The 22,736-nt window shown below is 66.9% G+C and carries 21 protein-coding genes; 2 read left to right on the top strand and 19 right to left on the bottom strand.

Annotation, left to right across the window (positions count from 1 at the left end):
- Window positions 1-43 precede the first annotated feature (43 nt).
- The 14 genes from LDO27_RS20005 to ndk form a co-directional block, all read right to left on the bottom strand.
- Complete coding sequence (locus LDO27_RS20005) at window positions 44-1,195, bottom strand: ATP phosphoribosyltransferase regulatory subunit (protein WP_222203634.1); 1,152 nt, start codon at window positions 1,193-1,195, stop codon at window positions 44-46.
- Window positions 1,196-1,309: 114 nt separating this feature from the next.
- Complete coding sequence (hflC, locus tag LDO27_RS20000) at window positions 1,310-2,212, bottom strand: protease modulator HflC (RefSeq protein WP_222203637.1); 903 nt, start codon at window positions 2,210-2,212, stop codon at window positions 1,310-1,312.
- A gap of 14 nt (window positions 2,213-2,226) precedes the next feature.
- The gene (hflK, locus tag LDO27_RS19995; RefSeq protein WP_224043640.1) at window positions 2,227-3,576 is read right to left on the bottom strand and encodes an FtsH protease activity modulator HflK; all 1,350 of its coding nucleotides are present in this window, start codon (window positions 3,574-3,576) and stop codon (window positions 2,227-2,229) included.
- A 102-nt stretch (window positions 3,577-3,678) separates the two neighbouring features.
- Window positions 3,679-4,908: a GTPase HflX gene (gene hflX / locus LDO27_RS19990; RefSeq protein ID WP_224043639.1), complete on the bottom strand. Its 1,230-nt coding sequence runs from the start codon at window positions 4,906-4,908 to the stop codon at window positions 3,679-3,681.
- A gap of 276 nt (window positions 4,909-5,184) precedes the next feature.
- The gene (gene hfq / locus LDO27_RS19985; protein ID WP_017229727.1) at window positions 5,185-5,424 is read right to left on the bottom strand and encodes an RNA chaperone Hfq; all 240 of its coding nucleotides are present in this window, start codon (window positions 5,422-5,424) and stop codon (window positions 5,185-5,187) included.
- 217 nt (window positions 5,425-5,641) lie between these two features.
- On the bottom strand, window positions 5,642-6,985 hold the full coding sequence (der, locus tag LDO27_RS19980; protein ID WP_222203641.1) for a ribosome biogenesis GTPase Der: 1,344 nt from the start codon (window positions 6,983-6,985) through the stop codon (window positions 5,642-5,644).
- Between the two features lie 228 nt (window positions 6,986-7,213).
- Window positions 7,214-8,389, bottom strand: coding sequence for an outer membrane protein assembly factor BamB (bamB, locus tag LDO27_RS19975; protein ID WP_224043638.1), 1,176 nt, complete (start codon window positions 8,387-8,389; stop codon window positions 7,214-7,216).
- A gap of 105 nt (window positions 8,390-8,494) precedes the next feature.
- Entirely contained in the window at window positions 8,495-9,127 is a 633-nt protein-coding gene (locus tag LDO27_RS19970) for a YfgM family protein (protein ID WP_222203645.1), read from the bottom strand.
- Between the two features lie 130 nt (window positions 9,128-9,257).
- Window positions 9,258-10,625: a histidine--tRNA ligase gene (hisS, locus tag LDO27_RS19965; protein WP_224043636.1), complete on the bottom strand. Its 1,368-nt coding sequence runs from the start codon at window positions 10,623-10,625 to the stop codon at window positions 9,258-9,260.
- 38 nt (window positions 10,626-10,663) lie between these two features.
- Entirely contained in the window at window positions 10,664-11,950 is a 1,287-nt protein-coding gene (gene ispG / locus LDO27_RS19960; protein WP_224043635.1) for a flavodoxin-dependent (E)-4-hydroxy-3-methylbut-2-enyl-diphosphate synthase, read from the bottom strand.
- Window positions 11,951-11,992: 42 nt separating this feature from the next.
- The gene (locus LDO27_RS19955) at window positions 11,993-13,027 is read right to left on the bottom strand and encodes a RodZ domain-containing protein (protein WP_222203653.1); all 1,035 of its coding nucleotides are present in this window, start codon (window positions 13,025-13,027) and stop codon (window positions 11,993-11,995) included.
- Window positions 13,020-13,799: a type IV pilus biogenesis/stability protein PilW gene (gene pilW / locus LDO27_RS19950; protein ID WP_222203656.1), complete on the bottom strand. Its 780-nt coding sequence runs from the start codon at window positions 13,797-13,799 to the stop codon at window positions 13,020-13,022. Before pilW ends, LDO27_RS19955 begins: the two co-directional genes overlap by 8 nt.
- Window positions 13,796-14,962 carry a 23S rRNA (adenine(2503)-C(2))-methyltransferase RlmN gene (rlmN, locus tag LDO27_RS19945; protein ID WP_222203657.1) on the bottom strand — a complete coding sequence of 389 codons (1,167 nt, stop codon included), beginning with the start codon at window positions 14,960-14,962 and terminating at the stop codon, window positions 13,796-13,798. The genes pilW and rlmN overlap by 4 nt, the downstream gene beginning before the upstream one ends.
- A gap of 53 nt (window positions 14,963-15,015) precedes the next feature.
- Window positions 15,016-15,441 (bottom strand): nucleoside-diphosphate kinase, encoded by a 426-nt coding sequence (gene ndk / locus LDO27_RS19940; RefSeq protein ID WP_222203658.1) that lies wholly within the window; start codon window positions 15,439-15,441, stop codon window positions 15,016-15,018.
- 321 nt (window positions 15,442-15,762) lie between these two features.
- Between ndk and LDO27_RS19935 the strand changes: the two genes are divergently transcribed.
- The gene (locus LDO27_RS19935; RefSeq protein WP_222203659.1) at window positions 15,763-16,467 is read left to right on the top strand and encodes a Bax inhibitor-1/YccA family protein; all 705 of its coding nucleotides are present in this window, start codon (window positions 15,763-15,765) and stop codon (window positions 16,465-16,467) included.
- Window positions 16,468-16,544: 77 nt separating this feature from the next.
- Here the strand turns inward: LDO27_RS19935 and rlmD are convergent, their stop codons facing one another.
- A complete protein-coding gene (gene rlmD, locus LDO27_RS19930) occupies window positions 16,545-17,849 on the bottom strand; it encodes a 23S rRNA (uracil(1939)-C(5))-methyltransferase RlmD (RefSeq protein ID WP_233472471.1) in 1,305 nt (434 codons plus the stop codon).
- 178 nt (window positions 17,850-18,027) lie between these two features.
- Between rlmD and LDO27_RS19925 the strand changes: the two genes are divergently transcribed.
- Window positions 18,028-18,888, top strand: coding sequence for an endonuclease/exonuclease/phosphatase family protein (locus tag LDO27_RS19925; protein WP_224043634.1), 861 nt, complete (start codon window positions 18,028-18,030; stop codon window positions 18,886-18,888).
- A 40-nt stretch (window positions 18,889-18,928) separates the two neighbouring features.
- Here the strand turns inward: LDO27_RS19925 and LDO27_RS19920 are convergent, their stop codons facing one another.
- The 4 genes from LDO27_RS19920 to LDO27_RS19905 are packed head-to-tail and all read right to left on the bottom strand — an operon-like array spanning window position 18,929 to window position 22,736.
- Window positions 18,929-19,762 (bottom strand): 3'-5' exonuclease, encoded by an 834-nt coding sequence (locus LDO27_RS19920; RefSeq protein WP_222203663.1) that lies wholly within the window; start codon window positions 19,760-19,762, stop codon window positions 18,929-18,931.
- Window positions 19,759-20,922 carry an RNA polymerase sigma factor RpoS gene (rpoS, locus tag LDO27_RS19915; protein WP_224043633.1) on the bottom strand — a complete coding sequence of 388 codons (1,164 nt, stop codon included), beginning with the start codon at window positions 20,920-20,922 and terminating at the stop codon, window positions 19,759-19,761. The genes LDO27_RS19920 and rpoS overlap by 4 nt, the downstream gene beginning before the upstream one ends.
- Window positions 20,923-20,928: 6 nt before the next feature.
- A complete protein-coding gene (locus LDO27_RS19910; protein WP_222203669.1) occupies window positions 20,929-21,804 on the bottom strand; it encodes a peptidoglycan DD-metalloendopeptidase family protein in 876 nt (291 codons plus the stop codon).
- Window positions 21,805-21,812: 8 nt separating this feature from the next.
- Window positions 21,813-22,736: a protein-L-isoaspartate(D-aspartate) O-methyltransferase gene (locus tag LDO27_RS19905; RefSeq protein ID WP_224043632.1), complete on the bottom strand. Its 924-nt coding sequence runs from the start codon at window positions 22,734-22,736 to the stop codon at window positions 21,813-21,815.

Here is a 22,736-nt window from a genome sequence, read left to right as displayed (position 1 = left end):
CCTCCGGCAACGCCGGAATCGGACTGTCGGGCGGCGCCCGCCCTCAGCGCGGCATCACCACCCAGGCCGCGCCCTGGCGCACCAGCTGGCGGTCGCAATTGAACTCGTCCAGCTCGTGCGTGTGGCCGGGCAGCGACTGGATCACGATCTCCCCCGCACGGCGCAGGTCGGCGATCGCCGCGCCCAGCGCCGGATCGGCATCCCACGGGGCGAAGATGGCGAAGGCCCGGACTTGCACCGGAGACAGCGCCGCGACTTCGCGCAGGTCCAGCGAGAAGCCGGTGGCCGGACGGGCCCGGCCGAAGGCCTCGCCCACCTTGTCATAGCGGCCGCCACGGGCGACATAGTTGGGCAGCCCGGCCACGTAGGCCGTGAACATGACGCCGCTGTGGTAGTGATAGCCCCGCAGGTCGGCCAGGTCAATGTTGACGCTCGCGCCGCGCACCTGGCCCGCCAGGAAAGCGAGCTCGTCCAGCGCGCGGCCGATGGCCGGACTGGCCGGCAGCACCCCCCGGGCGCGCTCGATGACATCGGCGCCGCCGTACAGCGTCGGCAGCGCCAGCAGCGCCTCGCGCTCCGTCTGCGGCAGCCCGGCCGTCAGCTCCCGCAGCGACGAGATGTCCTTGCATTCCAGCGCGGCGAACAGCGCGTCCTCGTTCTGGCGAGTCGAAGGCAGGCCATCGAGCAGCGCCGCCAGGATGCCCGCGTGGCACAGGTCCAGCCGGACCTCGTCGAGACCGGCCGCCTGCAGCGCGGCCAGCATCATGGCCTGCACCTCGACGTCGGCCTCCAGGCCGGCATGGCCGTAGATCTCGGCGCCGACCTGGATCGGTTCGCGCGTGGCGTGAAAACCCGCCGGACGCGCGTGCAGCACGTTGCCGGCATAGCACAGCCGCGTCACGCCGGGGCGGTTCAGCAGGTGGGCGTCGATGCGGGCCACCTGCGGCGTGATGTCGGCCCGCAGGCCCATGGTGCGCCCCGACAGCTGGTCCACCAGCTTGAAGGTGCGCAGGTCGAGATCGTGCCCGGTGCCGGTCAGCAGCGATTCGATGTACTCGAGCATCGGCGGCATCACGAGCTCGTAGCCGTAGGTGCGGAACATGTCCAGCATGCGGCGACGCAGTTCCTCGATCTTGCGGGCTTCCGACGGCAGCACGTCGGCGATGTTCTCAGGCAGGAGCCAGTGGTTGGACATGGTGCTTCTCTTCTCGGTAAGACAGTGGCAGGCAGGCAAGTCAGTCGCGCATCCGAACAAAACCCCGGCAAGCCGGGGTTCCGTGATACCGCACAACCGTCATGCGCCCGCGGATCAACGACGTGGCGCTGGCGCCGGCGCCGGTGTCGCGCCACCGGAGCCTTGCATATATCGGAAAAACTCGGAGTTCGGTTCCAGGACCAGCACGTCGCGCTTGTCGCGGAAGGTCGAGCGATAGGCCTCCATGCTGCGCCAGAAGCGCGCGAACTGCGGGTCGCGGCCGAATGCCTCGGCATAGATCTGCGAGGCGCGGGCATCGCCCTCGCCCTTGATCTTCTGCGCGTCGCGGTAGGCCTCGGCCAGCACCACTTCGCGCTGGCGGTCCGCATCGGCGCGGATCTTCTCGCCCTCGGCGGCGCCGGTCGAGCGCAGTTCGTTGGCCACGCGCTTGCGCTCGGCTTCCATCCGGCGGTAGACCGATTCGCTGATCGCCGGCAGCAGGTCCACGCGCTTGAGGCGCACGTCGAGAATCTCGACGCCGACCGACTTGCCGTACTCGACCATGCTGTTGCGGATGTTCTGCATGACCTGCTCGCGCTCGCCGGCGACCACGTCCGCCACGGTGCGGCGGCCGAATTCCTCACGGGCGGCCGCGTCGATACGCTGCGTCATGCGGTCCTGCGCGCCGCGCAGATTGCCCCCGAACGCCACGAAGAAATTGCGCGGATCCGTGATGCGCCATTTGACGAACCAGTCCACCACCATGCTCTTCTTCTCGGCGGTCAGAAAGCGCTCGCTGGCGGCCACGTCGATGGTCTGCAGGCGGCGGTCCATGAAGACCACGTTCTGCAGCGGCGGCGGCAGCTTGAAATGCAGGCCGGGCTCGCGCACCACCTGCTTGATCTCGCCGAAGGCGAACACGACGGCGTACTGGCGTTGGTCCACCACGAAGACCATCGACGAAGCGATGGCCAGCACGATGAAGAAGCCGATAACAATGGAAATCAGACGGTTCATATCGGGGCCTCTTCTCAGCGGGAGTCGCGATCGCGGTTGCGCAGCGCTTCGCGCGAGCGGGAATCGGCGCCAGCTTCCGGCACCGCCGGCACGCCGGGGGCACCCTGCGGCGCGGTGGCCGTGGCGGCGCGCGGGTCGCCCTGGGACTGGGCCATCAGCTTGTCCAGCGGCAGGTACAGAAGGTTGTTGCCCTTGGTAGTGTCGACCAGGATCTTGCTGGTGGCGGAGTAGACCTGCTGCATGGTTTCCGTGTAGATGCGGTCGCGCGTCACCTGCGGCGCCCGCGCATATTCGTTCTGGACCTGGCTGAAGCGCGATGCGTCACCGGTGGCCTGCTCGACCACGCGCGACTTGTAGGCCTGCGCTTCCTCCATCAGGCGCGCGGCGGTACCGCGGGCGCGCGGAATCACGTCGTTGGCGTAGGCCTGGCCCTCGCTGATCGCGCGCTCGCGATCCTGGCTGGCCTTGTTGACGTCGTCGAACGCGGCCTGCACCTGCTCGGGCGGCTGCACGCTCTGCACGTTCACCGAGATCACGCGAATGCCGGTCTTGTACGCGCTGAGAATGGCCTGGATGGACTTCGCCAGCTGCTGGGCGATCTGCTCGCGGTTCTCGTACAGCACCGAGTCCATCTTGTTGCGGCCGACGATCTCTCGCACCGAGGTCTCGGCGGCCTGCGTCACCAGCTCTTCGTCGCCGCCACGGTCGGTGCGGTTGAAGAACAGGAATTCGGTGGCGTCCTGGATGTCGTACTGCACCGTGAAGCGCACGTCGATGATGTTCTCGTCCTGCGTGAGCATCGACGAGTCCTTCAGGTTGCTGTCCTTGATCGACGTCGAGCGGCCGACCTCGACCGAACGCACCGCCGACAGGTTGACGATCTCCGCCGACTGGATCGGCCACGGCATGCGCCAGTTGATACCGGGGCCGGTGGTGTACTTGAACTTGCCGAACTGCAGGATCACCGCGGTCTGCCCTTCCTGCACCATGAAGAAGCCGCTGGCGAGCCAGATGCCGACCACCGCCGCGAGAATCACGCCCGCGCCGATGCCCGAGCCCTTGCCCGGCACGCGCGGCGTGCCGCCGTAGTTCTGGTTGTTGCCACCGCCGCCGTTGTCCTTGCGGCCCAGCAGATTGTTGAGCCGGCGGTTGAAGTCGCGCCACAGCTCGTCCAGGTCCGGAGGGCCGCCTTCGGGCGGCCGCTGGTTCTGGCGGCCGTTGTCGCGGCCATCCTTGTCGTCGTCACCGCCCTTGCCCCAGCGCGGGTCGTTCAACGAGAAGATGGCACGCAGACGCCGCCACACCGTTGCGGGACGGTCGCGTCGAGGCATGCTCGAATCAGTATTCCGGTAGAACTGGGGCATGAAGGGCAAGGGTCCGGGAGATTGATAACGGGGGATTCTAGCAGTCATCGACGCCACTTTTGCTCATTTCGTCCAAACCGGCGGCGATTGGCCGCCGGCCTGTCAGGGAGCGTCGGTGGCCTGCGAGTCGTCCGGCGCGGGGTCCACCGACCCATCCTGACGCACGGCCGGGTCGACCAGGCGCGCATCGGGAAGTTCGGGTTCGGGTGGGCGCTCCGCCAGCCAGCGGGCCACGTCGACGATGGCCTCGCGCAGCGCATCGAGTCCGATGCCGTCGCGCGCGCTGATATAGACGCGGGTCGGCACGCCGTCCTCGTTGCGCTCGATGCGCGGGCCCTGCTCGAGCAGTTCGGGCGCGGCGTCGATCTTGTTCATCACGACGATCTGCGGAATATCGTCCGCGTCGATCTCGGCCAGCACGCGATTGACCTGCTCGATCTGCTCGTGCCGCACGGGACTGGAGGCGTCCACCACATGCAGCAGCAGGTCGGCGTGAACGGTTTCCTCGAGCGTGGCGCGGAACGCCGCCACCAGTTGCGTGGGCAGGTCGCGGATGAAGCCGACCGTATCGGACAGCACCACATTGCCCAGGCCGTCCAGATACAGCCGGCGCGAGGTCGTATCGAGCGTGGCGAACAACTGGTCCGCCGCGTAGGCGCGCGCCTTGGTCAGCGCGTTGAACAGTGTCGACTTGCCGGCATTGGTATAGCCAACCAGCGAGATGCTGAGCGTGTCGTTGCGCGAACGGGCGCGCCGCTGCGTGGTGTGCTGCCGCTGCAGGCGCGACAGGTCCGACTTCAGCCGCTTGGCGCGCTCGTCGAGCATCCGGCGGTCCAGCTCGAGCTGGCGCTCGCCAGGGCCGCCGCGCATGCCGATACCGCCCTTCTGCCGCTCCAGGTGGCTCCAGGCGCGGACCAGCCGCGAAGCCTGGTACTGGACCTGCGCCAGCTCGACCTGCACCTTGCCGACATGGCTCTGCGCGCGCTGCCCGAAGATATCGAGGATCAGGCCGGTGCGGTCGATCACGTGCCGCTGCAGGAAGCGCTCCAGATTCCGCTGCTGCGCCGGACTGAGGGCATGGTTGAAGACGACGATGTCGGCATCCAGCGCGTCGGCCGCTTCCTTCAGTTCCGCGGCCTTGCCGGAACCGATGAACAGCGCCGGGTCGGGACGCGACCGCTTGCCCGTCAGCGTGTGCACGGGCATGGAACCGGCCGTGGACGTCAGCAAGGCAAGCTCGCTCAGGCTTTCCTGAAAATCGTGCTTGCCGAAATCGACGCCGACGAGAACGGCGCGGGAAGGCTCGGAATTGGAGGTGGGTCTAGCTTGCAAGCGTGGAATTTACCTTGGCGCGTCGAAGACGCGGATAACGACGATCGGTGTGCGGGGCGGCATCATGGCCTGCCCGGCGAGGGGTCTCGCTGCCTGCGTGGCCTGCCCGTGCAAGGGCGGCCAATGGAGCGGCCGGGGGCCGGCGGACCGGCGTGAGAAACGGATGACAGGGGTGGACAGGGGATCGTGCTCGTGAAAGCGGCCGCGCCAGCGTGTCCGGTGCTGAGGCGGCCGTCGAATGCGCTGGCCGCGCGCCGGCGCGGCCCCGGGGAGCGATCAGCCCTCGGCGGTATCGTCCACGCGGAAGTTGACCGCGCGTGCCGGAACCACAGTGGAGATTGCATGCTTGTAGACCATCTGGGTCACCGTGTTGCGCAACAGGACGACGTACTGGTCGAACGATTCGATATTGCCTTGCAGCTTGATGCCATTGACGAGGTAGATGGAAACCGGCACGTGCTCCTTGCGCAGCGCGTTCAGAAACGGGTCTTGTAGCAATTGCCCTTTGTTGCTCATGGCACACTCCAAATTTATAGATTTAGTGATGGATGATGGGGACCGAAGTCCCCGATTTCAAGTAAGTCGGCACAAAAACGCGCCAGAAAAAAGTCAAAACGGTACCAAGCCGGCATCAACTCGCAGGGCCTCCCTGCTATCGTGAATTTAGCCGCAGTTCCAAACGAACGCAAACGAAACTTGCCCGGGCAAGCGCCCCGCAGACTTGCCTTCTGACTCAGTCTTTCGAGTCGGCATACGGGTTTTTGTTCGTGCGAAATTCGATTCGCAACGGCGTGCCCTTCAGGTTGAAGGCGGCGCGGAAACGCCCTTCCAGGTAGCGCCGGTAAGTCTCGGGCACCCCGGACAGCGAATTGCCGTGCACGACGATGATCGGCGGGTTCGAGCCGCCCTGGTGGGCATAGCGCATCTTGGGCCGAGTCGCACCCGTGCGGCGCGGTTGCTGGAAGGTGACCGCCTCCTCCAGCACGCGCGTCAGTTGCGGGGTCGGCAGCTTGCGCATCGCCGCGGCGAAGGCATCGTCGACGGAGCGCAGCAGCGCGCCGATGCCGGTGCGCTCGCGCGCCGAAATAAAGTGGAAGTTTGCGAACTCGAGAAACTTCAGCTTGCGCTCCAGATCGTGCTTGATCCGGTCGCGCGCATGTCCGTCCAGCCCATCCCACTTGTTCACGCCCACCACCAGCGCCCTGCCCGACTCCACGATGAAGCCCGCGATATGGGCGTCCTGTTCGGAGACATCCTGCTGGGCGTCCAGCAGCAGCACGACGACATTGGCGTCGGCGATCGACTGCAGCGTCTTGACCACCGAGAATTTCTCGATGGCCTCGAAGACCTTGCCCCGCTTGCGCAGGCCGGCGGTGTCGATCAGCGTGTACGGCTTGCCGCCGCGCTCGAACTCGACATAAATGGCATCGCGCGTGGTGCCCGGCATGTCGAACGCAATCACGCGCTCCTCGCCGATCAGCGTGTTGACCAGCGTGGACTTGCCCACGTTGGGCCGGCCCACGATGGCGATCTTCACGCCACGGCGATTCTCGTCCTCGGGCTCGGCCAGCTCCGGCCGCTCCTGCACGGCCAGGTCCAGCGCCTCGTCCACCAGTTCGCGCACGCCATCGCCATGGGCGGCCGAGATGACATAGGGATCGCCCATGCCCAGCTCGTAGAAGTCCGCCGTGACCGTGGTGTACTTCATCCCCTCGGCCTTGTTGACCGCCAGCATCACGCGGCGGCCGGTCTTGCGCAGGTAGTCGGCGATGACCTCGTCCTGCGGCGCAAGCCCGAGGCGGCCATCGACGATGAAGATGACGACGTCGGCCTCGACCACCGCCTGGCGCGTCTGCTTGGCCATCTCGGCGACGATGCCTTCCTTGGCCACCGGCTCGAAGCCACCGGTATCGATGGCGATGAAGGGCCGCTCCCCGATGCGTCCCTCGCCATAGTGGCGGTCACGCGTCAGGCCCGGCAGGTCCGCGACGAGAGCGTCGCGCGAGCGGGTCAGGCGGTTGAATAGCGTCGACTTGCCCACATTGGGGCGGCCGACGATTGCGATCACTGGTTTCATGCAATAAGCGGAAATGGGGGCCGGCTGGCGCCGCCCCCAACAACTCCGGAGTCACGTTGGTCCGAGGGCCGGCGCGCGCTGCGCTGCCGGCCGGCAATCCTGTCGGGTGAAAGGGTGCGTCGCCCCTTCCGTATTCACCCGCACGATCGCGACGATCATGCTGCCGGGTTGGACGTCCGCCGCGCCGACAGGTGCGCGGCTGGATGCCGGTTGGTTGTCGGTCCGGCCTTATTCCGGCCGGAAACCGTAGATATCGCCGTCGCGGCTCTGGACCACCATGGTCTGGCCCGATACCACGGGCGCGGCGGTGATGGCGCTGCCGTCGGCCTTGACGCGCGCGAGGAACTGCCCGTCCTCGCGCGACAGGAAGTGGACATAGCCCTCGAAGTCGCCTACCACCACGGAACGGCCCAGGGCCAGCGGCACGCCCAGGCGCCGGTTCAGCAGCTGGTCGTTGCGCCAGCGTTCGGTCCCGTTCGAGCGGTCGAATGCATATAGTACCGAACGCTCGTCGCCCGCGAACAGCGAGGTGTCGTCCTGCGTCGGGCCGGTCGGCGACGAGAATTCCTTGCCCCACTGCGGCTGGCCGTTGGCCAGTTCCAGGCACGCGATGCGGCCCTGGAAGGTGGTGGCACAGACCTGGCGGCCGTTGACCATGGGCAGGCCCGTCACGTCGTTGAGCCGCTCGATCTCGGACACGCCCTTCGGATACGAGATCGTGCTTTCCCAGCGCAACACGCCGTTGGAAGGAGCCAGCACGCCGAGCTTGCCCCCCGGGAAGCCCATCACGATGCCGTCGCCGGCGAACACCATGCCCATTGCGGCGCGCAGATTCAGCGGCGTCTGCGAACGCTGGTAGATCCAGCGGCGCTCGCCGGTCTGCGCATCCAGGCCCATCACCCGGGTATCGGTGGTGCGGACCACGACCAGCCCGTTGCCCACCAGCGGGGCCGACAGCACCTCGCCGTTGACCTGCTTCTTCCACAGCTGCTTGCCGCTGCCGTCGAAGGCGAACACCGCGCCCTTCTCGCCGGCCACCGCGGTGACCGTGCCGTCGCTGCCGGGGCCGGAGGTCAGGTCCACATCGGTCTTCGCCTGCCACACCGTACGGCCCGTGGCGCCGTCCAGCGCCAGCACGTTGCCGCCATTGGACGACGTGTAGACCTTGTCGCCCACCGCGACCGGCTGCAGGGAGTAGGGCCCGCTCTTGCCGACGCTGGCGCTCCACGCCTGCTTGATCGACAGCGTCTGCGTAAACGGCTTCAGTTCGTTGGGCGGATGCTTGTCGGCCTTGCCGAACAGCGAGCAGCCTGCCAGCAGGGCCGCGCAGGCCGCGGCCGTCAGGGCACCTGCAAATCCGCCATGGCGCGAAATCCGGGCGGCTCCGTAATGCATGGACGTCATGTGCTTGTCGTTCCTGAAAATGGTGAAGCGAAAATCCGCCACCTCGGGCCGCCCCTTCACCGAAGGGCGGACGGAGCGGCGGACTGGCCGGTTCGGGTGTGCGGATTATGCCGTGCCGAGCGCGTCGAGCTTGAACTGGATGATCTGGCGCATCGACGCATCGCCGGCGCTCATCTTGTCGAGCGCCTTCTGATAGGCCGCGCGCGCTTCCTCGCGCTTGTCCTGGGCGGCGAGCAGATCGCCGCGCCGGTCGGCGTACAGCGACACGAACGGTGCGGGCGGCTCGTCCTTGAGCAGCGCCAGGCCCTGGTCGTACGCCTTCTCGTCCAGCAGGATGCCGGCCAGGCGCACGCGCGCCAGATGCACGTATTCGCCGTCGCCATGCTCGACGGCCCACTGCAGATGACTCTTGGCGCCGGCCAGATCGCCCGCGTCATAGAGCACCTTGGCCGCGACCATGGCGGACATCTGGCCATAGGCGGTCTTGCCGAACTTCTGCTCCAGGTCGCCGGCCGCGCGCTTGGTGCGTTCGACGTCGCGGCTCTCGGCCGCCTTCATCACCTGCTCGTACAGCAGCGCCGCCTCGCCGGCCTGCTTGCGCTGCCAGTAGTTCCAGCCGTTCCATGCCGCGAATGCCAGCAGGCAGGCGATCAGGAGCCAGGTCAGGAAGTTGCCGTACTGGCGCCACCATGCCTTGATGTTCTCGAGCTGTTCCTGTTCTTCTAGATCGTAAGCCATGTCGAGGGATCCACCCGCGTTCCGTTGTCGTTTCCGTTATGGGCAAGGCCGCCCGCTGGCGGCCCCTTGAACTGCCGGAGCCGGCCAGCGCCGCCCCGTTGCTGCGATCAGGCGTTCGAGCGGTATGCGCTCATTCGCTGGCGCCGACCATGGCGTCGATGACGTAGTCGACCAGCACATCGGCCGGCACGGTGACCTGGTTGTTGGTCTCGCCGCCCGCCGCCTGGCGCAGATCCTTCACCTGTGCCACGCCGCCCTCCACTTCCTGGTCGCCGATGATAACGGCATAGGCCGCGCCGCTGGCGTCCGCCTTCTTCATCTGCGACTTGAAGCTGCCGCTCTTGCCGTCCGGGGTGGCATGCAGCACCACGTCCAGGCCGGCATCGCGCAGGCGCTCGGCCACGACCATCGCCTGCTGCGCGGCGGCTTCGCCCTGGTGCACCAGGTACACGTCGCAGCCCTCGGCCTGCGGCGCCAGCTTTTCCTCGCGCAGCAGTTCGATGATCCGCTCGATGCCCATGGCCCAGCCGCAGGCGGGCGCCGGCTTGCCGCCCATCTGCGCGATCAGCGGGTCATAGCGGCCGCCGCCGGCGATGGTGCCCTGCGCGCCGAGCTTGTCGGTGATCCACTCGAACACCGTCAGGTTGTAGTAGTCCAGCCCGCGCACCAGGCGCGGATTGATCTTGAACGGAATATTGTTGGCCTTCAGCAGGCGCTGCACGCCGTCGAAATGGGCCAGCGATTCCTCGCCGAGGAAGTCGATCAGCTTGGGGGCGTTGGCGGCCATCTCCTGCAGCGCGGGATTCTTGGTGTCCAGCACGCGCAGCGGGTTGGTGTAGAGCCGGCGCTTGCCGTCCTCGTCCAGGATGTCCTGGAAGCCTTCCAGGTACTTGATCAGTTCCTCGCGATGGGCGGCGCGCTCGTGCGCCTGCCCCAGCGAATTGAGCTCCAGCCGCACGCCGGTCAGGCCCAGGTCGTCCCACAGCCGCTGGCACATCAGGATGATCTCGGCATCCACATCGGGACCGGCGAAGCCGAGCGCCTCGGCGCCAAGCTGGTGGAACTGGCGGTAGCGGCCGCGCTGCGGGCGCTCGTGGCGGAACATCGGGCCGGTGTACCACAGGCGCTTCGGACCGTCGTACAGCAGGTTGTGCTCGATGGTGGCGCGCACCGCGGCCGCGGTGCCCTCCGGGCGCAGCGTGAGCTGCTCGCCGTTGAGCGCGTCGGTAAAGGAGTACATCTCCTTCTCGACGATATCGGTCACCTCGCCGATGCCGCGCACGAACAGCTGCGTGTGCTCGACGATGGGCGTGCGGATCTGCTGGTAGCCATAGGCGCGCAGCATCGCGCGCGCGGCACTCTCGAAATGCTCCCACAGCGGCGCGTCGGCGGGCAGCATGTCGTTCATGCCCTTCACACCCTGCAGCGCCTTGGCCGGCTTGCTCTTTTCTTCAGGCTTGGCGCCATCGCCGGGCGCCGCTTTCTCGGTCTGGTTCATTGTTCTCAATATGCTCGCGCGAGCGCGATTCGTTCGGCTCAGGCCGCCGGCGCGGCAGGCTTGGCGTCCTTGCCGTAGTGCGTGCGCACGTAGTCGTCGACGATGGCCTGGAATTCCTCGGCGATCCGGTCGCCCCGCAGGGTCCGGACCTTGACGCCGTCGACGAACACCGGCGCGGCGGGCGACTCGCCCGAGCCCGGCAGCGAGATGCCGATATTGGCGTGCTTGCTCTCGCCGGGACCGTTGACGATGCAGCCCATCACGGCCACGTCCATTTCCTCGACTCCCGGATAGGCGGTCTTCCAGACCGGCATCTGCTCGCGCAGATAGGCCTGGATGCTGGCCGCCAGCTCCTGGAACACCGTGCTGGTGGTGCGTCCGCAACCGGGACACGCGATCACCATCGGCGTGAAGTTGCGCAGGCCCATGGTCTGCAGGATTTCCTGCCCGACATAGACCTCCTTCTCACGCGGGGCGCCGGGCTCCGGCGTCAGCGAGATGCGGATGGTATCGCCGATGCCTTCCTGCAGCAGCACCGACAGCGCCGCGGTCGAAGCGACGATGCCCTTGCTGCCCATGCCGGCCTCGGTCAGGCCCAGGTGCAGCGCGTAATCGCAGCGGCGCGCGAGCTCGCGGTAGACCGCGATCAGCTCCTGCACCTGCGACACCTTGCACGACAGGATGATCTGGTTGCCCGCCAGTCCGATCTCCTCGGCCTTGCGCGCGGACTCGATGGCCGAGGTGATCAGCGCCTCCACCATCACGCTCTGCGCCGGCCACGGTTGGGGCCGCTGCGCATTCTCGTCCATCACGCGCGCCAGCAGCGCCTGGTCCAGGCTGCCCCAGTTCACGCCGATGCGCACCGGCTTGTCGTAGCGGCAGGCCAGTTCGATCATCTGCGCGAACTGCGTGTCGCGCTTGGCGCCCTGCCCCACGTTGCCCGGATTGATCCGGTACTTGGACAGCGCCTGCGCGCACTCGGGATAGTCCTGCAGCAGCTTGTGGCCGTTGTAGTGGAAGTCGCCGACCAGCGGCACGTTCACGCCCATGCGGTCGAGCTGCTCGCGGATGCCCGGCACCGCCGCGGCGGCTTCCGGCGTATTGACCGTGATCCGCACGATCTCCGAGCCGGCGCGCGCCAGTTCCTTGACCTGGATCGCGGTGCCGATGGCGTCGACCGTGTCGGTGTTGGTCATCGACTGCACGCGCACCGGCGCGTCGCCGCCGATGGTGACGATGTTGTCGCCCCACGCCACCCGCGCCTGCCGGGTCTGGCGGCGCGGCATCGAGCCGGGCAGTACCGGCGAGCCGTCCTGTTGGTTCATAGCGTTACCACCTTGCATTGCACCTGCGCCGCCGAGCTTCGCTCAAGGCAGCGTCAGGCGCGCCACGTTGTTACGGTTGGCCGCCTGCACGTCGACCGGCGCGCCGCCACGGGTCATCGATTCGACGCCCTTGACGTTGCCGATCACGACCTTGTAGGGGGGCGTGCCGGTGCCTGCGATTTCGTCGCCCGCCTTGGCGGTGCCGCCGATCACGACCTTGCCGCTGCTGTCGCGCACCTCGTACCACGTTTCGGCGACGAAGCGCAGGCGCACGTCGCCGCTGGCGGCCGGCGCCGTGGCAACGGCGGGAGCGGCCACCGGCGCGGAAGCGGCGGGAGCCACCGTGCCCACGGGCGCGGAAGCGCCACCGAGGGGCGCCGCGAGCGGCGTTTCGGTGGTGCCGGTCGTGCCGGTGGTCGCCGTCGCGCCGATGGCGGGCGACTCGGACGGTGCCGACGCATCGGCGCCCGCCATCACCTGCGGCAGCGGCGCCACCACGGTGCCCGACTCGGTGGTCGTCGCGGTCGTCTCGTCGGCCGGGGCGGAGGTGGCAAACCCTTCGCGCTGGGCGTCGATCCATTGCTTGATATGGTCCACGCCGAACAGCGCGCCGGCGCACACCACCGCCGCCATCAGCGCCAGCCAGACCCAGCGGCCACCCGAGCCGCTCGAACCGCTGGAGCGGAATGAGCCGCTGGAGCGGAAGCGCGCACGGTCGTCAAAGCTCTCGTTGATGGTGCCTTGCCGCCGGATGCCGACATCCACGGCGGGCATCGCCTGCGCATGGAAGCGGGCGAGCAGATTGTCGATGTCCGCATGCAGCATGCGTGCATAGGCGCGCATCACGCCCTTGGCGAACGTCAGGTCAGGCAGCGCGTCGATGCGCCCCGCCTCGATCGCGGCCAGCTTGTTGCCCGCCACCTTCAGGCGAGCGCTGACGTCGTCGAGCGACAATCCCTGCGCCTCGCGTTCGCGGGCAAGACTCGCACCGATCTCGCGGGCCACCGCTTCCGCGGGGCTGCCGGCCACCTGGTTCGGCGAGACGGCCGGGCTCTCGGCGCGCTCGTGTTCACTCATCCCATGCTCCTTGTTCGTAGGCGGTCAACTCGCGCGACTGGGGAAACCGTTCGCGCAGCCGGGCGACCAGCGCATTCTGCGCCGCCGTATCGCCCTGCCGGCGGGCCACGCGCGCACCCAGCCACAGCGATTGCGCGCTGGCGTAGATGCCGCTGTTGACGCGTCCGACGTACTGCCTGGCTTGCGGGTAGTCGCCCCGCTGGTAATACAGTTGCGCAAGGCTCGTGTTGGCCACCGGGTTGTTGCGGTCGTAACCGAGCGCGGCAAGCAGCGTCTTTTCCGCCGCCACCGCGTCGCCGGCGCGCAACTGGCACGCGCCCAGACTGGTTAACGGCTTGCCGGCCCCCGCTGTGGAGGGCGAAGCCACCGCGCGCCGCAGCGTCGCCATGCCTTCGGCATAGCGGCCCGACTGGCACAGGAACCAACCGTAGTTGTTCAGCAGGTCGCCATCGCTGGCCCGCATCGACAACGCGGTGCGAAAGCTGTCTTCGGCCAGCGCGTTCTCGTTCATGCCCATGTACGCCAACGCCTTCACATGGTGGGCGTCCACCAGCGACGGGTCAATGGCGATGGCCTGCTTGGCCTCGTCCAGCGACACCGCGTATTGTCCGGCCTCCAGATAGCTGCTGGCCAGCTGCAGGCGGATGCTGGCGCGCCGCCGCGCATCGGTCTGGTCCGAAGCGGTCTGGATGTCTTGCGCCGGCGTGTGCGGCAATTGGCAGGCGGACAGCAGCATCAGCCCGGAACAGACCGCCACAATCAGGCGCATCATGCAGGGCGAGCCTCCCGAGCCTTGGCCTCGTCCCCGGCGGGCGCGGCGACGATCGGCGTGATCTTGCCGAACTTGCCGCGCTGGGCGAGCCGCGTGCGGTCCTGCACGCGCCCTTCGGCAGCGAGCTGGCCGCAGGCCGCGTCGATATCGTCGCCGCGCGTCTTGCGGATCGTGGTGACGATGCCGGCATCCAGCAACACCTGCGCGAAACGCCGGATCTGCTCGTTGTTGGATCGCTTCAGCCCCGACTCCGGGAAGGGATTGAAAGGAATCAGGTTGAACTTGCATGGCACGTCGGCCACCAGCTTCAACAGTTCCCGCGCATGCTCGACGCTGTCGTTGACACCGTCCAGCATGCAGTATTCGAAGGTGATGAAGTCGCGCGGCGCGAACTCCAGATAGCGGCGGCAGGCGGCCATCAGTTCGGCGAGCGGATATTTCTTGTTCAGCGGCACCAATCCATCGCGCAGTGCATCGTTCGACGCGTGCAGCGACACCGCGAGCGCGACCGGCAGATCCCTGGCAAGGCGGTCCATCATGGGCACCACGCCCGAGGTGGACAGCGTCACGCGCCTGCGCGACAGCCCGTAGGCGTTGTCGTCCAGCATCAGGCGCATTGCCGGCACGACCGCGTCGTAGTTCAGCAGCGGCTCGCCCATGCCCATCATCACCACGTTGGAGATGACGCGGTCGTCCTTGGGGCCGCGGCCCAGCTGCGCGCGCATGGCGAATTCCGCCATCCACAGCTGACCGATGATCTCGCCGGTGGTCAGGTTGCGCGAGAAGCCCTGCTTGCCGGTGGAGCAGAAGCGGCAATTGACCGCGCATCCCGCCTGCGAGGAAACGCACAGCGTGCCGCGCGTTTCTTCGGGGATGTATACCGTCTCGACGGCATTGCCGTTGCCCACGTCGAGCAGCCACTTGCGGGTGCCATCGGCCGACAGGTGGTCGGCCATGACGCCCGGCGAGCGGATCTCGGCGCGGGTAGCCAGCTTTTCACGCAACGACTTGGCCAGGTCCGACATCTGGTCGAAACGGCTGGCGCCGAACTGGTGGATCCAGCGCTGCAACTGCCGCGCGCGAAACGGCTTCTCGCCGAGCTCGCCGCAATAGGCGGTGAGCGCGTCCGCATCGAGATCGAGCAGGTTGACGAGATCGTTCATGACGGCAGTATCCGCTTGGATGTCAGTCTAGTGTTGCGTGACAGACCAGACAATCAACGCGAGTAAACGTTCATGCCCGGGAAGAAGAAGGCGATTTCGACGGCGGCCGTTTCCGCGGCGTCCGAGCCGTGCACGGCGTTGGCGTCGATGCTGTCGGCGAAGTCGGCGCGGATGGTGCCCTTGTCGGCCTTCTTCGGATCGGTCGCGCCCATCAGTTCGCGGTTCTTGGCGATGGCGTTCTCGCCTTCCAGCGCCTGGATCATGACCGGGCCGGAAACCATGAAGTCCACCAGGTCCTTGAAGAACGGGCGGGCCTTGTGCACGGCGTAGAACTGCTCGGCTTCGCCACGCGACAGGTGCACCATCTTGGCGGCCACGACCTTCAGGCCAGCGGCTTCGAAACGGGCATAGATCTGGCCGATGACATTTTTAGCCACGGCATCGGGCTTGATAATCGACAGGGTGCGTTCGATCGCCATAAAAACTCCGAAAAATGAAGGGGTTACCAATGGAAGAAACGCGAGATTCTAGCATGAGACCGCATGACTTTCGAGAACAGGACCGGCGCCGGGAAGCCCGGCGCGGGCTGAGCGGCGAGCCAACATTACAAATGTGCAATACATGGGAACGGCCTCGCCACCGAACCACACTAAGCAGCGTTGGGACAGCGCACTTTTTCAACGAAATGTGATTTTTTCCCTACCTTCCAGGGCTTGCAATCGCCATTGGTCGGTGCCACATTGGCGGTGGGTATGCCCGGGCAGAACCGGGGCGCCGCATCTTCCGACACAGGAGTCACCATGAACGACAAGCTGAACACCTATAGTTTCGGCAGCGCGAGCACGACGGCGGGTTCCGTCGCCGTTCGCAACCGGGTCCTGCGCAACACCTACTGGCTGCTTGCGCTGTCCATGATCCCCACCGTGCTGGGCGCCTGGATCGGCGTGGCGACGGGCTTCAGCTTCATGGCGGGCAGCCCCGGCCTGTCGCTGATCCTGTTCCTCGGCATCGCCTTCGGCTTCTTCTACGCCATCGAGAAGACCAAGAACAGCTCGATGGGCGTCGTGCTGCTGCTGGCCTTCACGTTCTTCATGGGGCTGATGCTGTCCCGGCTGATCGGCTCGGTGCTGCAGTTCTCCAACGGCCCGGCGCTGATCATGTATGCCTTCGGCGGCACCGCGGCGATCTTCGCGACGATGGCGACCGTCGCCACGGTCAGCAAGCGCGATTTCTCGAACATGGGCAAGTTCCTGTTCGTCGGCGTGATCCTGCTGATCCTGGCGAGCGTGGCCAATATCTGGCTGCAACTGCCGTCGCTGATGATCACGGTGTCGGTGCTGGCGATCGGTATCTTCTCCGCATACATGCTGTACGACGTGCAGCGCGTGGTGAATGGCGGCGAAACCAACTACATCACGGCGACGCTGGCGATCTACCTCGACGTCTACAACGTCTTCGTCAACCTGCTCGCGCTGCTCGGCATCTTCGGCGGCAACAGGGACTGACCCATACGCACCCGGGCCTGCGGCCCATGTGAAAAGAGCCAGCGCGAGCTGGCTCTTTTTTTTGCGCCTCTTGCTGCTCAGTCCCGCTCGAAGACGGCGATGGATTCCACGTGCGACGTGTGCGGGAACATGTTCACCACGCCGGCGCCGGTCAGGCGATATCCGGCCTCGTGCACCAGCAGCCCGGCATCGCGCGCCAGGGTGGCGGGATTGCACGACACATAGACGATACGCCGCGGCAGCACATCGCTGCCCTGCTCGGCCAGCTCGCCGAGCGCCTTGCACACGGCCAGCGCGCCCTCTCGCGGCGGATCGATCAGCCAGCGGTCGAAGCGGCCCAGCGCCGCGATGTCCTCGGCGCCCACCTCGAACAGATTGCGGCAGGCGAACTCGGTCTTGTGCGCGAGACCGTTGTATTCGGCGTTGGCCAGCGCGCGGGTGGTCAGCGCCTCGCTGCCCTCGATGCCGACCACGGCGCGTCCCTGGGTCGCCAGCGGCAACGTGAAATTGCCGATACCGCAGAACAGGTCCAGCAGCCGGTCGCCGGGCTGGGCATCGAGCAGCCGCAGCGCCCGGCCGATCAGCACGCGATTGATCTGGTGGTTGACCTGCGTGAAGTCGGTCGGCTTGAACGGCATGCGGATGCCGAACTCCGGCAATTCGTAAGCCAGTTCCACGTCCAGCGGATAGAACGGCGCGACGGTGTCGGGGCCCTTGGGCTGCAGCCAGAACTGCACCCCATGCCGGTCGGCGAAGGCGCGCAGCAGATCCTTGTCGGCGTCGGTGAGGGGCTCCAGGATGCGCAGCACCAGCGCGGTCACCTCGTGGCCGACGGCCACCTCGATCTGCGGCATGCGATCGCGGATCGACAGCCCGCCCACCAGTTCGCGCAGCGGCACCAGCATCGCGGAAAGGTGCGGCGGCAGCACCTCGCAGCGCGTCATGTCCGCCACGTAGCTGCTCTTGCGTTCGTGGAAACCGACCAGCACCCCGCCCTTCTTGGCGACATGCCGCACGGTCAGCCGCGCGCGATAGCGGTATCCCCAATCCGGCCCGGCGATGGGGCGGAACACGATGTCAGGCCGCACCTTGGACAGATGCCACAGGTTGTCTTCCAGGATGCGTTGCTTGATGGCAAGCTGGGCGCGCGCGTCCAGGTGCTGCATCGAGCAGCCGCCGCACACGCCGAAATGCTGGCATCCCGGCGCCACCCGCATCACCGAGGCCTGCTTGACCTCGACCAGATGGGCCTGCTCGTAACTGGGCTTGCGGCGAAAGCTGCGGTAGCTCACCACTTCGCCGGGCAACGCACCTTCCACGAAGACCACTTTCCCGGGCGTGCCGTCCTCGTTGACCAGGCGGCCCACGCCCCGTGCCTCCATATCGAGGCTTTCGATGGTGACCGTGGGATCGGCCGGCGCGGCGGCGGCCGCGAGCGGGGCTTGCGAAGGGGATACGGCTTGAGACACCTGCGGGACCTGAGTATTGTTTTGCGAAAGCGCGATTGTAGACCAGTCGAACCGCTGGCCGGGCGCGCCGCACTCAACCGGAAGGCATGACATGGATCTGATCAGCTGGAACATTCAATGGGGCCGCGGCTGCGACGGCAGGGTCGACCTGGCCCGTACCGTCGCCACGCTGCGCGACATGGCGGATGCCGATGTGCTGTGCCTGCAGGAGGTCTCCCGCGGCTTTCCCGAACTGCGCGGCACGCCGGGCCGGGACCAGGTGGAGGAACTGGAGGGACTGCTGCCGGACTACGAGATCCTGTTTGCGCCGGGCGTGGACCGGCGCTCCGAGGCCGGCACGCCGCGGCAGTTCGGCAACCTGATCGCGACCCGGCTGCCGGTGCGGGAAGTATTCCGGCGGCCGCTGCCGTGGCCCGTGGACCCGCATGTGGCCTCGATGCCGCGCGTGGCGCTCGAAGTCACGCTGCTGGCGGGCATCCGGCCCGTGCGCATCATCTGCACCCACCTGGAGTACTACTCGGAGCGGCAGCGCACCGCGCAGGCCGAGGCGCTGCGTAGCTGGCACGAGGAGGCTTGCCAACGCGCGCTGCATCCCGCGCCAGGCGAAAGCTATCCGGGCCCCTTTACGCCGGAGCCGCGGCCACAGTCGGCCATTCTCTGCGGCGATTTCAATGCGAGGCCGGACGATGTTGCCTACCAGCGCACGGTTGCCCCGTTCGACGAGGGCATCCCGGGGTGGCGCGACGCCTGGCTCCATACCCATCCCGACCTTGCGCACGCGCCCACCTGCGGTCTCTACGACAAGGAGCAATGGCCCCAGCCACCGTTCGCCTGCGACTTCATGTTCGTGACGGAGGACCTGGAAGCGGGCATCGAGCGATGCGAGGTCAATGCGCAAACCGATGCATCGGACCATCAGCCCGTGCATCTGACGATCTCGCTGGAGCGCTAGCGGCTTCGGACAACGGCGGGCGCGCGGCGGCCGCCGGGGCTCAATCTTCTTCCGTCTCGACGTGCATCGGCGAGAGCCGGAACGCGCGCAGATATTCCATCCACTGCGAGCCGGGCAGCTCGGCCAGCGTCTGCTGCACCAGTTCCATCTCGAGATCGAACTCCTGGGGCGTCAGGCCGCCGCGCATCAGTTGGAAGCGGCAGTACATCAGATAGGTGTTGACGACATCCGTCTCGCAGTAGGCGCGAATATCGGCGAGCTGATTGTCCTGGAAGGCCTGCCACACCTTGCTGCCGTCCATGCCCATCTTGCCGGGGAAGCCGCACAGCTTGGCCAGGTCATCCAGCGGCGCGCTGGCGCGCGGCTGGTACATCGCCAGCAGGTCCATCAGGTCCAGATGCCGCATGTGGTAGCGGCTGATGTAGTTGTTCCACTTGAAGTCGCGGCTGTCGTCGTCCCTGCCCTCGCCCATCTCCCAATAGCGCGGCGCGACCACGCCATTGACGAGGCCGCGATAGTGCAGCACCGGCAGATCGAACCCGCCGCCATTCCACGACACGAGCTGGGGGCTGTAGCGCGAGATCAATTCGTAGAACTTCTGAATCAGCGCCGCTTCGCCATCTTCCTCGGAGCCGAGCGAGCCGACATGGAATACCGCCGTGCCATCGCGCTGGTTCCGGCGCAGTACGCAGGAAATGGCCACTACCCGTTGCAGGTAGTGCGGCAGAAAATCGCTGCCGGTCTTTTCGCGGCGCGCCGCGAAGGCGAGCTCCGCCACGTCGGCATCGCTGAGGGAATCGGGATGGTCGTGCAGACGGCGCAAGCCGGCGACATCGGGAATGGTCTCGATGTCGAAGACCAGCACAGGCGTCATAGAACAGCGTCCTTTCTTACGCCCTGGGAGGCGAAATGCCGCTTCAGCTTGACGAGGGCTTCCTGCTGGATCTGGCGCACGCGCTCGCGTGTCAGGCCCATTTCCTCGGCAAGCTCTTCCAGCGTGGCGGGTTCGATATGGTTGAGGCCGAAACGGCGCTCCACCACGTAGCGATGCTTCTCCGACAGGCGCGCGAGCCAGAGCTTCATCAGGTTTTCGAGTTCGCGGTGCGCGACTTCCTGATCGGGCGCGGCATTGTGTTCGTCGGAGAGAAAGTCCAGAAGACTCGAGCCCGGGTCCAGGTCGAACGGCGTATCGAGCGAGGTGGTGTGCTCGTTCAACGCGAGCACATCCTGGATCTCGTCGGGCGTCTTGCCCAGCAGGTGCGCGATGTCCTCGAGGCTGGCGTCGCGCCCGTCGGTGCCGCCCTTCTCCAGATGCCGCTTGGCGCGCAGTACCTGATTCAGTTCGCGGATGACATGGACCGGCAGCCGTACCGTGCGCGCCTGGTTCATGATCGCGCGCTCGATGCTCTGGCGGATCCACCAGGTGGCGTAGGTGGAAAAGCGGAACCCGCGCGTGGGATCGAATTTTTCGATCGCGTGCATCAGGCCGAGATTGCCTTCCTCGATCAGGTCGAGCAACGGCACGCCGCGATTCAGATAGCCCTTCGCGATGCTGACCACCAGCCGCAGGTTGCGCTCGATCATGACCTGGCGCGCGGAGAAATCGCCGTCCTTGGCCAGGGTCGAGAAATGCAGTTCTTCGGGCGCGGACAGCAGCGGCTTGATGCTGATGCGGTTCAGGTAGTGCTGCACCGTATCGGCGGCCAGCTCGGTATGGAGCGCGCTGCGGAATTCCTCGTGTTCGGTGGCCGCCGGCTCGGCCGTGGCTTCGTCCTCGTCCGCATCGTCGTCGCCGTCGTCGTCATCGCGGGCGGAGCCGGCGTCGTCGGCGAGGATATCGGCTTCGCGCAGTTCGGCGACGGAGGCGCCGGGCGCGATGGGTTCGTCGGTCACTGGGACCATGTCCGCCGCGAGATCGCCGTCGAAGCCGTCGATCTCAACCTCGGACTGTGCCACACCAGAGCGGACTTCCGGTTCCTTGGCACGGCGGGTCCGTGTGGTATTTCCGGAGGAGACAGTTTTCTGGCGTGGCATGAACCCTCACTGTGGCGGCAAGTACCGCATCGGATCAACCGGCTTCCCGTTTCTGCGTACCTCGAAGTGCAGCTTCACGCGATCGGCATCAGTGTTGCCCATTTCCGCAATTTTCTGGCCCTTGCGGACCGTCGATTGCTCGGTGACCAGAACCTTTTCGTTGTGGCCGTAGGCAGTAAGAAAAGTCTCGTTGTGTTTGATGATGACAAGATTCCCGTAGCCGCGCAAGGGGCCGACGTGAATCACGCGGCCGTCATCCGCGGCCAGCACGGCATCGCCTTTCTTGCCCGATATATCGATGCCTTTGTTGCCCTTGTCATCGAAGCGGCCGAGCAGCTGGCCGGTCGCCGGCCAGGCCAGCGCGACCGAGCCCTCGCCCGCGGGGGCCGAGGCCGCGGCAGGCGCGGACGGCGGCGTGGACGGGGTGGTGGCGACGGGCGCGGACGGCATCGGCGTGGCGGCTGGCGTGGCCTGGTCGATCGGCTGGGCCTGCACGCTGCCCGGCGCTATCGGCATGGTGGCTACGCCGGTGGCCGCATTGACCTCGGCACCGGGCGGGACCACGCGCAGCAACTGGCCAACCTCGATCTGATTGGCGTTGACGATGTTGTTCCAGCTCGCGACATCGCGATAGGACTGCCCGTTCTCGAGCGCGATCCGGTACAGGGTATCGCCGCGCTTGACGCGGTAGAAGCCGGGGGGCGCGGGCTCGAGCGGGGCCGGGGCCGCGGCGGTGCCGCCGGTGGTGCGGTCGACCACCGGGGCGGGCATGGGCGACGACGCGCACGCGGCCAGCAGGGCGACCAGCGAGGAAACGGTGGCCAACTGCCCGGCACGTGCCAGACGTTGCGCAATCGGTTGCGAAATCACGATGTTGTGCATAGTTCGACTCAGGTGGTGCCCGATTTTAATGGCACAAAGAAAACGGCTTCAAGCGCGGTACGGTGAAAACGGTGACGCGCGCGCCGTTCGATCAACAGCAACTGCTGCGTTCCCGCCTGTCCCGGCCCGGCGCTGGGCGCCACCGCCACGGGGGCGATCAGCCGCCCGCCGATGGCGAGCTGCTCCAGCAACGCCTCCGGCACTTCCATGCCGGCCGCCGCCAGGATGATGGATGAAAACGGGGCCGCCTGCGGCAGGCCCAGCATGCCATCGCCATAGTGCAGCCGCAGATTGGGCAGGCGTAAAGGACGCAGGTTCGCCTTGGCCTGCTCGTGCAGCGGCCGGATCCGTTCGATGGAGAACACATCGCGCGCCACCAGGCTAAGTACGGCGGCCTGGTAACCGCATCCAGTGCCGATTTCCAGCACGTTCTCCAGCGGCTGCCCCGGCGCCAGCCCATGGCGCAGCAGTTCGATCATCCGTGCCACCACGGACGGTTTGGAGATGGTCTGCTGATGCCCGATCGGCAGCGCGGCGTCTTCGTACGCCTGCGAGGCCAGGCCGGGCTCGACGAACAGATGGCGCGGCACCGTGCCGATCGCGCCCAATACCCGTTCGTCGCGTATGCCGCCGGCGCGCAGGCGCGCCGCCAGGGCGCCGCGCGCCCTGTCCGAGGCCATGCCGCCGCCGCCCGCGCTGGCGGCGCTCGCCTTGGCCAGCACCGCGCTGGCCGGCGCGGGGGCCGGGGCGGCCGGCTTGGGCTTGGCGGGGCTCGACGCCGCGCGCGGCTTCGGTGCCGGTGCCGGCGCGGCGGTCGGCTTGCGGGTGGCACCCACTGCCGGCAGGCCGGCCGTGCGCGCCGGCGCCGGCTTGCGCTCGACGACGGCGTCCAGCGGCAACGGCCACTTGTTTCGACGCGAGTCCGAACTCAT

Source organism: Cupriavidus respiraculi (genome assembly GCF_914271545.1).
GTDB lineage: Bacteria > Pseudomonadota > Gammaproteobacteria > Burkholderiales > Burkholderiaceae > Cupriavidus > Cupriavidus respiraculi.
Note: the sequence above shows the minus strand (reverse complement) of the source record. Positions and strands in the feature narration are given on the sequence as shown.